Here is a 12756-nt window from a genome sequence, read left to right as displayed (position 1 = left end):
CGGCCCGGTAGCCAGGTACATCGTGCTGTTTGCCATGACCGACCCGGAGCAGGGCGCGCGCGGCATCACCGCCTTCATGATCGATACCGACAAGGCCGGCTTCCACCGCGGCAAGACCGAGCCGAAGCTGGGCATCCGCGCCTCGGCCACCTGCGAGATCGAATTCCAGGATTACGTGGCCGGCGCCGATGAGGTGCTGGGCAAGGAAGGCGAGGGCTTCAAGATCGCCATGGGCGTGCTCGACGCCGGCCGCATCGGCATTGCGTCGCAGGCCATCGGCATCGCCCGGGCGGCCTATGAAGCGACCCTGGAATACGTGAAGGACCGCAAGGCCTTCGGCGCGGCCATCGGTACGTTTCAGATGACCCAGGCCAAGATCGCCGACATGAAGTGCAAGCTGGACGCCGCACTGCTGCTGACCCTGCGCGCGGCGTGGGTGAAGGGGCAGGGCAAGCGCTTCAGCAACGAGGCGGCGATCGCCAAGCTGACCGCCTCCGAAGCGGCGATGTGGATCACCCACCAGGCCGTGCAGATCCATGGCGGCATGGGGTACTCCAAGGAAATGCCGCTGGAGCGTTACTTCCGTGATGCCAAGATCACCGAGATCTACGAGGGCACCTCGGAGATCCAGCGCCTGGTGATCGCGCGCAACGAGACCGGGCTGCGCTGAGCAGGCCATGGGCGGCGCCGCAAGGGCGCCGCCTGATCACCGTGGGCGCACGGGGTGGACTGGGATCACCGCCCCTTTGTCCGCGGCCAGCGGCTTGCTCATCGACGGGGCAGATGCATCCAGATTGGCAAGGCCCATGATGCGATGGAAGGCGCTGGATACCTGCGCCGGCACGGCCGTGGGGATGGCCCTGTAGCGCTTGAGCTCGCGGTCGTACTCGACCTCGAAGCCATGGAGCTTCACCTGGGCCAGGTCGACCACGAGGGTGGTTCCAGGGCCTGAGCGCGCGGCGATCTGGCATGGATTGGCGCAGTTGTCGCAGACGACCAGTCCACCGGCGTGTGCGGTGATTGCCAGGAACAGTGCGATTGCCAGCAGCAGCGACCGCCAGGTGGTAGCGGAAACGCGGTGCTTCATGACCCTTCTCTCCCGTTGGGTGCGACAGGCCGCTCACCCGGCGTGGATCGCGTGAGCGTCTCTTGTATCTCTACCCGCTCCCCAGGACCGTGCGCGGGTCTGCAGATGCGTGACAATGTGTCGATCACGACGCGTAGCCGGCCATGCGCCGCCTGGTTGCCGGCCAGCGGCCGGCACTACCGACATCAACGGCCCGTCCGACATCAACGGCCCATCCGACATCAAAGGCCCGTCCGACATCCACATCCCATCCCGATCGACGCCGACATCATCGGTAGGTGCCGACCGTTGGTCGCCAAACGTTTGAGGCAAAATATTCGCCCGTTTTGCAGGACATCCCCATGCTCATTTACCGAGGCGCAGGTTTCCTGACGCTGCTCACGCCTGTTGCCACGTTGCTGCTGCTGATGTGGTTCTGGCCGGATCCTGCCGTTGCCAAGGGCAATACCTCGCTGACCCAGCTTCTCGTCGGATTCGGCACCGGTGCGGCGATCAATGTGCTGCTGGGGCTGGTCCTCAATCGCGGCCCGCGCGCGCCGGGTGAGCGCGCCCGTCATCATTTTTTCTTCGTGCCGATGCAGTGGCCGTCGCTGGTGATTGTGCTCGCCTGCGCCGCGGTGGCGCTGCTGCGCTGAGATCGGGCTGGATCCACCTACGATGCTGCTGCGTTCGGAGGTCATGCGCTACAGCGCCGACGTGTGCTATCGGCGGTCGTTTGGGAACCGACCCTACCATCCCGGCTGGCTTGCGGAGCAAGATCCGCGCGCGCGTGGACAGGCGTCGGGGCACCGGAGGTAGGGTCGAACCTTGGTCGACTGCACGTAAAGGCTCCACGTTCGGTGGCGACATGACGCGTCCACCGCGGGTGGGTGCCGACCGTTGGTCGGCACGCGACGGACGACAAGCGCCCGCCGGCTAATGACGTCCCCCGGTAAGCCACCGCCCACAAAAAAGGTTCTTCTCCCGCCGGCAGGAGATCAACGGCCACGTCACCGGCGGTTGGTCGGTGGTCGTTGGGGAACAAAGGTAGCTGCGGGATGCCGGCCAGCGGCCGGCACTACCGGCTTTTTCCGTGCGCACCGCCCGTACCCGCCCCAAGCGACAACGCAGGCACGCGCGTGCTTCAGCGAAGCCTTACCCGCAGATGGGCGAAGAACCACAAAAAAGCCCCGGCTCGCACCGGGGCTTTTCATTTCAGCTCACCACCCGATCAACGATCCGGACGGTGGGCCTGGTTGGCTTCGCCCTGGCGCTCCAGGAACTCCTTGGACGGCTCGTCCAGCTTGTCGCCCAGCATGCGGCGGACCACGATGAAGAACACCGGGATCATCAGCAGGCCCAGGAAGGTGGCGAACACCATGCCGCCGATCACGCCCGTACCGATCGCGTGGCGGGCGTTGGCGCCGGCACCGGTGGAGATCGCCATCGGCACCACGCCCAGGATGAAGGCGAAGGACGTCATCAGGATCGGACGGAAGCGCAGGCGCGAGGCCTCGATGGTCGCCTCGCGCAGGCTCTTGCCGGCGGCCCGTTGCTCCACCGCGAACTCCACGATCAGGATCGCGTTCTTGGCCGCCAGGCCGATCACCGTGATCAGGCCGATCTTGAAGTACAGATCGTTGGGCAGGCCGCGCGCCAGAGAGAACGCCAGCGCACCCAGCACGCCCAGCGGCACCACCAGCAGCACCGCCACCGGGATGGACCAGCTTTCATACAGCGCGGCCAGGCACAGGAACACCACCACGATGGACAGCACCAGCAGCAGCGTGGCCGCGTTGCCGGCCAGGATTTCCTGGTAGCTCATGCCCGACCAGTCGTAGCCGAAGCCGGCCGGCAGGTCGTCGCTCACGATCCGCTCCATCGCCTGCATCGCCTCGCCCGAGCTGCGGCCCGGTGCCTGCGAACCGACGATGTTGACCGCCGAATAGCCGTTGTAGCGGCTCAGCGACGGCGGCGCGGACACCCACTCGGACTTCACCACCGTGCTCAGCGGGATCATCGCCGGGGTGCCGTCTGCGTTGGTCTGCAGGCTGCTGGGCGTGTAGAAGCTGTTGAGCGATTCGGCACCGGTGCGGTACGGGCCGTCGGCCTGCATCGTCACCCGCTTGATGCGGCCCTCGTAGAAGAAGTCGTTGACGTACACCGGGGCCAGCATCAGCTGGATGGTGCTGTACACGTCCGACACCGACAGCCCCATCGTCTGCGCCTGCACGCGGTCCACGTGCAACTGCAGCTGCGGCGCGTTTTCCAGTCCGTTGGGACGCACGCCGGTGAGCAGGTCGCTCTCCTGGGCGGCCTTGCCCAGCAGGATGTTGCGCGCCTGGGTGAGCTGCTCGTAGCCGGCACCGCCGCGGTCCTGCAGCCACATGTCAAAGCCGCCGAACTGGCCCAGGCCCTGCACGGTGGGCAGGTTGACCACGAAGATCTGTGCTTCCTTGATGCCGTAGAAGGCACCGTTCATTTTCTGGATGAACTCCGGCACGGTCACCTTGCGGTCGGCCCACGGCTTGAGGCGGATGAAGCCCATGCCGACGTTTTCACCGGAACCCACGAAGCTGAAGCCGGCCACCTGCAGCATGCCCTCGAACCCTTCCTGGTCCTTGAGCACCCCGCGCATCTGCGCGAAGGCCTGGTTGGTCTGGGCCTTGGTCGAGCCCGGCGGCAACTGCACGATCGCCAGCGCGTAGCCCTGGTCTTCCTCGGGCAGGAAGCTGCCGGGCATGCGCGTGAACAGGAAGCCGCACAGCGCGGTGAGGACCACGAACAGGATCATCCAGCGCGGCGCATGTCGCACCGCCGAGGTGATGTGGCCCACGTAGGTGCCGCTGATCTTGTCGTAGTACTTGTTGAAGGTGCGGTAGACGACGTTGGGCTTGTCGCTGTGGGTCGGCTTGAGGAAGGTCGCACACAGCGCCGGGGTGAAGCCCAGCGCCAGGAACGCGGAGAACGCCATCGCGATGGCGATGGTCAGCGCGAACTGCTTGTAGATCTCGCCGGCCGCACCGCCCTGCAGCGCGGAGGGGATGAACACCGCCGCCAGCACCACGGTGATGGCCACCACCGCGCCGGTGATCTGGGTCATGGCCTTCTGGGTGGCGGCCTTGGGCGGCAGCTTCTCCTCGGTCATGATGCGCTCGACGTTCTCGATGACCACGATCGCGTCATCGACCACGATGCCGATCGCCAGCACCATCGCAAACAGGGTCAGCTGGTTGATGGTGAAACCGATGACGCTCATGCCCAGGAAGGTGCCGAGCAGGGCCACCGGGATGACCAGCGTCGGGATCAGGGTGGCGCGGAAGTTCTGCAGGAAGATCAGCATCACCAGGAAGACCAGCACGACCGCTTCGATCAGGGTCTTGACCACTTCCTCGATCGAGATCTTGACGAAGGTGGTGCTGTCATACGGCGAGAACCAGCTCACCCCGGCCGGGAAGCTCGGCGACAGTTCGTCCATCTTGGCGGTGACCGCATTGGCCACGTTCAGGGCGTTGGCGCCGGGCAACAGCTGGATGGCGAAGGCGCCGGTCGGCTTGCCGTTGTACTGGGTGTCGAAGCCGTAGTTGTTGGCACCAAAGGCGATGCGCGCGATGTCCTTGAGCATCACCCGCGAGCCGTCGGCGTTGGCACGCAGGATGATGTTCTCGAACTGCTCCGGCGAGCTGAAACGCCCTTCGGCCGAGACCGTGGCGGTGAAGTAGTGGCCTTCCGGGGACGGGTCCGAGCCCAGCGAACCGGCGGCGAACTGCACGTTCTGGGCCTTGATCGCGGCCAGCACCTGGCTGGCCGACAGGCCGTAGCCCTGCATCTTCTCCGGGTTGAGCCAGATGTTCATGGCGTACTCGGAACCGAACTGCTGGGTGCTGCCCACGCCGGGGATGCGCGAGATCTGGTCGAGCACGCGCGAACCGACGATGTCGTTGAGCGCATCGCGGTTGATCGAGGCGCTGTCGGACTGGAGGGCCACCACCATCAGGAAGCCGGCGTTGGCCTTGGCCACCACCACGCCCTGCTGGGTCACTTCGGTGGGCAGGCGCGGGGTCGCCAGGGACACCTTGTTCTGCACCTGGACCTGGGCGATGTCCGGATCGGTGCCGGTCTCGAAGGTCAGGGTGATCGAAGCCCGGCCATTGGAGGCCGAGGACGAGCTGAAATACAGCAGGTGGTCGATACCGGTGAGCTGCTGCTCGATCACCTGGGTGACCGATTTTTCGGTGGTGTCGGCGCTGGCGCCGGGGTAGGTGGCGCTCACCGTCACCTGGGGCGGTGCGATGCTGGGGTAGGACTCCACGCCCAGACCCAGGATCGAGATCACGCCCGAAAGCGAGATCAGGATCGCGACCACCCAGGCAAATACCGGGTGTTCAATGAAAAATTTAGGCATGACGGACGGTTCCCGTTATTGCTTGTTCGATTCAGCAGCCGGGGCCGCATCGGCCTTGTCGGCGCTGGCATCGGCGGGCTTGGCGGCGGCATCGGGCGCCGTCGCGGCGGCAGCAGGGGCGGCGCCGGCGCCGGCCGGGGCCTGGCCGTTGGCGTTGGCGCTGGCCGGATCCCACGGCTTGGCCGTGGCCGTCGCGCCTTCCTTCACCTTCTGCACGCCGGCCACGATCACCTTGTCACCGGCCTCCAGCCCGCCGCTGACCAGCCAGTTGCTGCCCTGCTGGCCCTCGCTCTTGACGTTCTTGCGGGCCACCTTGCCGTCCGCGCCGACCACCAGCACATAGCCGCCGGTGGTATCGCGCTGCAGCGCCTGCAACGGCACCAGGTAGGCATTCTTGCGCTCACCCAGGGTGGCCTGGAAGCTGACGAACGCGCCCGGCAGCAGGATCTGCTGCGGGTTGGGCAGCACCGCGCGCAGCGACACCGCGCCGGTGGTGGGGTCCACGGTGGTGGAGGAGAAGTCCAGGGTGCCGGGCTGGTCGTAGACGGTGCCGTCGGACAGCTTGACCTGCACGGTGGACTTGCCGTCGCCGCTGAGGGCCAGCTGGCCCTTGGCCTGGGCCGCGCGCATCTGGGTCAGCTCGTCCACGCTCATGGAGAAGTTGACGTACAGCGGGTCCAGCTGGTCCACGGTGGTCAGCAGGGTCACATCGCCCTGGCCGACCAGCGCGCCTTCGGTCACCTGCTGCTTGCCGGCACGGCCGCTGATCGGCGCGGTCACTTCGGCATAGCCGAGGTTGATCTTCGCGCTGGTCAGGGCGGCCTGGGCCTGCTGCACGGCGGCAGCGGCGGTACGCTCGGCGGCTTCGGCGGTATCCAGGTCGGACTTGGACACGAACTTCTGCGGGGCCAGCGAGCGGGCGCGGTTGGCGGCGGCCTTGGCATTGGCGTAGGTCGCCTGGGCCGAGGCCAGCTCGGCCTGCGAGGCGTTCAACGAAGCGCGCAGCGGGGCCGGGTCGATCAGGAACAGGACCTGGCCCTGTTTGACGTCGGCACCTTCCTGGTAGACGCGCTTGAGCAGCACGCCGGGCACGCGGGCGCGCACGTCGGCGCTGCGGTACGGCGACAGGCGACCGACCAGCTCACGCTGCAGCGGCAGGGTCTGCGGCTTGGCCTCGATCACGCCCACATCCGGCGGCGGGGGCGTCTGCTGCTCCGGCTTCTTGCAGGCGGTCAGGGCGACAGCGACTGCGCAGGTCAGGGCAAGGCTGCGGAGTGGGGCGATCATCAGGAAAAACTCCGGTGTTGGTTTGAATGCATTGCCGCGGCGGATTCCGGCGTGGCGAACGCGCGCAGGAAGCTGTCAACGGAGAATTCTGCCCAGCGGCGGCGCACGGTGGCGTCAGCGCGGTGGGGGGTATGGAAGCGCTGCTTTTCGACATCCAGGCCGGTGATCATGCTCAATAGCAGTTCGGCCATGAAGTGCGGGTCGTCATGGCGCAGCTGGCCGAGCGCGCTGCGCGCCTGGAGCCATTCAGCCACGTGAAGGGCAAGCGCCCCGGCGCCGTCGCGGTACAGGGCGCGGGCCTCGTCGGGGAACTGCGGCGAGTCGGCGGCGATCATGCGCCGGGCCTGGGCCACGTGCGGCTGGCTGCAGTGTTCCAGGTAGTCGGTGGCGAACTGCAGCAGGCTGCCACGCAGGTCGCCCTGGTCCAGGCTGTGCAGCCCGGCGGTGGCACGCGCCACGTGCCGCTGCATCACCCGGCGCAGCAGTTCCTGCTTGCTGCCATAGCGGCTGTAGAGCGTCTGCTTGGAACACCCGGCCTGCTGGGCCACCGCATCCATGCTGATCTGCATGCCCTGGGTGGCGAACAGATCGCGCACGGCATCGAACACGCGCTGGTCGCGCGCATCCAGGGAACTGGCGGCGGGGTGGGGGGGATTCACGCGGTGGACTATACCGTCCAGTTCAGAATTGGAGAAGCCTTGTCTTCGCCCGGGGACTGATCGCCATCGTCAAGTTGCCACAGAAGCGGCCGATGCTGGCGTGCGGGGTTGGCCTACGCGCGTGTCCGTACTGATGCGGATTGACCTTCGCGATGTAAACGCCAACCAACCCGATTTGCCTTATTCCGTCCTGCAGCAAGGTATTTTTGTGCGGTAGGCCTACAATTTCATTTTCCCAACTGAGCAACACGCACCGCTCTGCCATGAAACCGCAAAAACCAGCAGCCAAGACCGTGAAAAACAAATCCAAACCAGCCGATACGCAGACTGTTTCGCCAGTGGGCTTCTCGCTGGAGCCGGTGTACACGGCCTTGCGCAAGCGCTACCCGGCGGCCGGGCAGGCCGAGGCAGTGGCGTTCGCCGCCGACTTCTACAAGCGCATGGAGGCGGACGAGTTCCCCCACCACACCGCCGAGGAGTGGGCCGCACTGGCCGCCGACACGCTGGAGTTCGCGCGTGTCCGCAAGCCGGGCAAGGCCAATGTCCGCGTGTTCAACCCGAGCCTGAAGGGCAACGGCTGGGAATCGCCGCACACCGTGCTGCAGATCGTCAATGACGATATGCCGTTCCTGGTGGACACGGTGACCATGTCGCTGGCCGAGCACGGCATCGGCGTGCATGTGCTGGGCCACCCGGTCATCCGCTTCGCGCGTGACAAGGCCGGCAAGCTCAGCGGCGTGAGCGAAGGCAACGCCGAGTCGGTGATGCTGCTGGAGATCGACCGCCAGCCGGCCGAGGCCATGGCCGATGTGGAACAGGCCATCGTCAAGGCGCTGGACGAGGTGCGTGCCATCGTCAGCGACTGGGAAGCCATGCGCAACAAGGCGCAGGGCCTGGCCGACGACCTCGGCACCCGCCAGTTGCCGATCGATGCCGCCTCGCGCGCCGAAGCCCAGGAATTCCTGCGCTGGGCCGCCGACAACCACTTCACCTTCTTCGGCTATCGCGAGTACCGCGTGGAGAAGCAGGGCAAGGAAGACGTGCTGGCCCCGCTCAATGAAAGCGGCCTGGGCCTGATGCGCGGCAAGGACAAGTCCGCCGCGCGCCCGGTCAAGACGCTGGCCGCGCAGGGCCTCAACGCCACCACCGGGTTGAAGGACGCGCTGATCCTGACCAAGACCAATGCCCGTTCGCGCGTGCACCGCGCCGGCTACATGGATTACATCGGCGTGCTGGAATTCGACGCCAAGGGCAAGATCATCGGCGAGCAGCGCTTCCTGGGCCTGTTCACCTCCAGCGCCTACAACCGCCGCCCGTGGGAGATCCCGCTGGTGCGCCAGCGCCACGAATACGTGATGACCCAGTCCGGGCTGGCCCCGAGCAGCCACAGCGGCAAGGCCCTGCGCCACATCCTGGAAACCCTGCCGCGCGAAGAGCTGTTCCAGTCCAGCGAGGACGAGCTGTTCCGCACCGCCATGGGCGTGCTGGGCCTGCAGGAGCGCGTGCGCAGCCGCCTGTTCCTGCGCCGCGACAAGTACAGCCGTTTCATTTCCGCGCTGGTCTACCTGCCGCGCGAACGCTTCAACACCGATGTGCGCCTGCGCATCGAAGCCATGCTCAAGGACGCCCTGCAGGGCGAGTACGTGGACAGCTCGGTGGTGCTCGGCGAATCGCCGCTGGCCCAGGTGCACCTGATCGTGCGCCCCAAGGCTGGCCAGACCCTGGAAGTGGATACCAGCGCGCTGGAACAGAAGCTGGCCCAGGTGCTGCGCAACTGGCAGGACGACCTGCGCGAAGCGCTGGTGGCCCGCCACGGTGAAAGCGAAGGGCTGCGCATCGCCGCCCGCATCGGCAAGGCACTGCCGGCCGGTTACATCGAAGACTCCAGCACCGAGATCGCCGCCAACGACGTCAGCCAGCTCGACGCGCTGACCGGGCCGGACGACCTGCGCCTGAGCCTGCAGGCCGTGCAGCGCGAAGGCGGCGACGGCCTGCGCCTGAAGCTGTACCGCCAGCTGGATGACATCCCGCTGTCGGACGCGCTGCCGATGATGGAGAACATGGGCCTGCGCGTGATCGCCGAGCGCCCGTACCGCCTCACCGTGGACAACGCCCCGGTGTACGTGCAGGACTTCGAAGTGGAATCGGTGGCCGGTGCGATCGACGCCCCGCGCGTGGATGCCGCCTTCGGTGAGACCTTCGCCCGCGTGTGGCACGGCGATGCCGAGAACGACGGCTTCAACCGCCTGGTGCTGGCCGCCGGCCTGCATTGGCGCCAGGTCGCCATGCTGCGTGGCTACTGCAAGTACCTGCTGCAGACCGGCGTGCCGTTCTCGCAGGCGTATGTGGAAGGCACCTTCACCCGGTACCCGCTGCTGGCGCGCCTGCTGGTGGAACTGTTCGAAGCCCGCTTCGACCCGGCCACCGGGCACGAAAGCAAGGACGCCATCGCCGAGGGCCAGGAGCAGCTGCGCGCGCACCTGACCGTGCTGGCCGGCGGCGACGAGGCCACCTTGAAGGTGCTCAAGACCGTGGTCGATGCCCGCAAGGGCGACCGCACCGCGCAGATGGCGGCCGCGCGCGAGGCGCTGCTCAAGCTGATGGACCGTGTCTCCAGCCTGGACGAAGACCGCATCCTGCGCAGCTTCATGGGCGTGATCGATGCGACCCTGCGCACCAGCTACTACCAGACCGATGCCGAGGGCCAGCACGGCCACGTGATCAGCTTCAAGTTCGATTCGGCGCTGGTGCCGGACCTGCCCAAGCCGCGCCCGTACCGCGAAATCTTCGTGTACGGCCCGCGCGTGGAAGGTACCCACCTGCGCTTCGGCGCGGTGGCCCGTGGTGGCCTGCGCTGGTCGGACCGTCGCGAAGACTTCCGCACCGAGGTGCTGGGCCTGGTCAAGGCGCAGATGGTCAAGAACACGGTCATCGTGCCGGTTGGCGCCAAGGGCGGTTTCTTCGCCAAGATGCCGCCAGCCAGCGGCGACCGTGATGCGGTGTTCGCCAACGGCGTGGCCTGCTACAAGCTGTTCATCCAGGGCCTGCTGGACATCACCGACAACATCGTCAACAACAAGATCGTGCCGCCGGTGGACGTGGTCCGCCACGACATGGACGACCCGTACCTGGTGGTGGCCGCCGACAAGGGCACCGCGACCTTCTCCGACATCGCCAACGGCCTGGCCATCGCGCACGGCTTCTGGATGGGCGATGCGTTCGCCTCCGGCGGCTCGGTGGGCTACGACCACAAGGGCATGGGCATCACCGCGCGCGGTGCATGGGAGTCGGTGAAGCGCCACTTCCGCGCACTCGGCCGTGACAGCCAGAGCCAGGACTTCACCGCGGTGGGGGTCGGCGACATGTCCGGCGACGTGTTCGGCAACGGCATGCTGCTGTCGCGCCACATCCGCCTGGTGGCCGCCTTCGACCATCGCCACATCTTCCTGGACCCGAACCCGGATGCGGCGACCACGTTCGTTGAACGCGAGCGGCTGTTCACCGTGCCGCGTTCGAGCTGGGCCGACTACGACGCCAAGCTGATCAGCAAGGGCGGCGGCATCTTCCCGCGCACGCTGAAGTCGATCGAGCTGACCCCGCAGGTGCGCGAGTCGCTGGGCATCGACGAGACGGTCAAGGCGCTGTCGCCGAACGACCTGATGAGCGCGATCCTGAAGGCACCGGTGGACCTGCTGTGGAACGGCGGCATCGGCACCTACGTCAAGGCCGCCAGCGAGCAGCACAGCGACGTGGGCGACCGCGCCAACAACGCCCTGCGCGTGAACGGTGGCGAGCTGCGCTGCAAGGTGGTGGGCGAGGGTGGCAACCTGGGCATGACCCAGCTGGGCCGCATCGAGGCCGCCCAGGCCGGCGTGCTGCTCAATACCGACTTCATCGACAACTCGGCCGGTGTGGATACCTCCGACCACGAAGTCAACATCAAGATCCTGCTCAACGACGTGGTGCGGGCCAAGAAGCTCACCGTGGAACAGCGCAACAAGCTGCTGGCCTCGATGACCGACGAAGTGGCCGCGCTGGTGCTCAATGACAACTACCGCCAGAACCAGGCCCTGAGCCTGATGGAGCGGATGGCGGTCAAGCGCCTGGGGTCCAAGCAGCACTTCATCCGCACGCTGGAGCAGCAGGGCCTGCTCGATCGCCAGATCGAGTTCCTGCCGTCCGATGCGGAGCTGTCGGCGCGCAAGGCGCGTGGCCAGGGCCTGACCCGTCCGGAGCTGTCGGTGCTGCTGTCCTATTCCAAGCTGGTGGCGTTCGCCCAGCTGCTGGATTCGGACATCCCCGAAGATCCGTACCTGTCCAAGGAGCTGCAGCGTTACTTCCCCACGCCGCTGCAGAAGAAGTACGCCGATGCGATGGAGCGTCACCGCCTGAAGCGCGAAATCATCGCCACGGCCGTGACCAACCAGACCATCAACCGCATGGGCGCCACCTTCCTGATGCGCATGCAGGAAGACACCGGCCGCTCCATTGCCGAGGTGGCCAAGGCGTACACGATCAGCCGTGAAACGCTGGACGCGCGCGCCCTGTGGGCACAGATCGACGCCCTGGACGGCACCCTGCCCGAATCGGTGCAGATCGACGCGCTGGAAGTGATCTGGAAGCTGCAGCGCTCGTTCGTGCGTTGGCTGCTGTCGCGCCCGGGTGCGATGCCGGGCATCACCGAGGCGGTCAACCGCTACCAGGCGGCGTTCAACGACATCCGCGTGGCCTCCGGCGTGCTGCCCGATTCGCAGCGCCCGGCCTACGAGGCCAGCGTGTCCGAGTGGAAGGATAAGGGCCTGCCGCCGGCACTGGCGCAGCAGTTGTCCGAGCTGCAGTTCCTGGAGCCGGCGTTCGACATCATCGAACTGGCACGCGGCCGCAAGCTGAAGCCGGTGGACGTGTCCAAGATCCACTTCCGCCTGGGCGATGCCCTGCAGCTGCCGTGGCTGTTCGAGCAGATCGACGCGCTGGAGGTCAACGGGCGTTGGCATGCGGTGGCCCGTGGCGTGCTGCGCGACGAGCTGGCCGCCCATCACCGCAACCTGGCGGCCCAGGTGCTGTCGATGAAGGGGGGCAGTGCCGAGGCCAAGGTGGCCGCGTGGATCGGTCGCGACGACAGCAGCCTGCGCTTCACGCTGTCGATGCTGGCGGAACTGGCCGAGCAGAAGACGCTGGACTACCCGACCGTGTCGGTGGCGGTCCAGCGCCTGGGCCAGCTGGCAGCGCACGGGGCGTAAGCGCGTTCGCGCTGACGCCCCACGGTTTGCGGTGCAAACCGTGGGCCCCGTGCGGACGTAGCCTCCCGACCCCCGCGCCTTCGGCGCGCCCCCCTGACT

General features: G+C 66.8%; 6 protein-coding genes and 1 pseudogene. 3 read left to right on the top strand and 4 right to left on the bottom strand.

The genetic code is table 11. The features are described from left to right. The coding region (locus RSA25_RS16535) for an acyl-CoA dehydrogenase family protein (protein WP_332809936.1) at nt 1-670 on the top strand (670 nt) is incomplete at its 5' end. A gap of 36 nt (nt 671-706) precedes the next feature. Here the strand turns inward: RSA25_RS16535 and RSA25_RS16530 are convergent. Continuing rightward, nucleotides 707-1087: a hypothetical protein gene (locus RSA25_RS16530; protein ID WP_332809935.1), complete on the bottom strand. Its 381-nt coding sequence runs from the start codon at nt 1085-1087 to the stop codon at nt 707-709. A 341-nt stretch (nt 1088-1428) separates the two neighbouring features. On the opposite strand from RSA25_RS16530, the gene RSA25_RS16525 reads away from it, so the two are divergent. Then, nucleotides 1429-1722, top strand: coding sequence for a hypothetical protein (locus tag RSA25_RS16525; RefSeq protein WP_332809934.1), 294 nt, complete (start codon nt 1429-1431; stop codon nt 1720-1722). Between the two features lie 575 nt (nt 1723-2297). Here the strand turns inward: RSA25_RS16525 and RSA25_RS16520 are convergent. The 3 genes from RSA25_RS16520 to RSA25_RS16510 are packed head-to-tail and all read right to left on the bottom strand — an operon-like array spanning nt 2298 to nt 7417. Beyond that, entirely contained in the window at nt 2298-5471 is a 3174-nt protein-coding gene (locus tag RSA25_RS16520; RefSeq protein WP_332809933.1) for a multidrug efflux RND transporter permease subunit, read from the bottom strand. A gap of 15 nt (nt 5472-5486) precedes the next feature. Beyond that, on the bottom strand, nt 5487-6758 hold the full coding sequence (locus tag RSA25_RS16515; protein WP_332809932.1) for an efflux RND transporter periplasmic adaptor subunit: 1272 nt from the start codon (nt 6756-6758) through the stop codon (nt 5487-5489). Then, a complete protein-coding gene (locus tag RSA25_RS16510; RefSeq protein WP_332809931.1) occupies nt 6758-7417 on the bottom strand; it encodes a TetR/AcrR family transcriptional regulator in 660 nt (219 codons plus the stop codon). The genes RSA25_RS16515 and RSA25_RS16510 overlap by 1 nt, the downstream gene beginning before the upstream one ends. Before the next feature lie 347 nt (nt 7418-7764). Between RSA25_RS16510 and RSA25_RS16505 the strand changes: the two are divergent. Continuing rightward, nucleotides 7765-12657, top strand: a pseudogene (locus RSA25_RS16505) (NAD-glutamate dehydrogenase domain-containing protein); the annotation flags it as partial. Between the last annotated feature and the right edge of the window lie 99 nt (nt 12658-12756).

The sequence above is a fragment of the Stenotrophomonas sp. genome (assembly GCF_036662295.1).
In the GTDB taxonomy this organism is placed as follows: Bacteria; Pseudomonadota; Gammaproteobacteria; order Xanthomonadales; family Xanthomonadaceae; genus Stenotrophomonas.
Note: the sequence above shows the minus strand (reverse complement) of the source record. Positions and strands in the feature narration are given on the sequence as shown.

Bases quoted from the DNA above. Each gene is read 5' to 3' on its own strand.
- RSA25_RS16530 (WP_332809935.1), bottom strand. From the start codon at position 1,087: ATGAAGCACCGCGTTTCCGCTACCACCTGGCGGTCGCTGCTGCTGGCA.
- RSA25_RS16525 (WP_332809934.1), top strand. From the start codon at position 1,429: ATGCTCATTTACCGAGGCGCAGGTTTCCTGACGCTGCTCACGCCTGTT.
- RSA25_RS16520 (WP_332809933.1), bottom strand. From the start codon at position 5,471: ATGCCTAAATTTTTCATTGAACACCCGGTATTTGCCTGGGTGGTCGCG.
- RSA25_RS16515 (WP_332809932.1), bottom strand. From the start codon at position 6,758: ATGATCGCCCCACTCCGCAGCCTTGCCCTGACCTGCGCAGTCGCTGTC.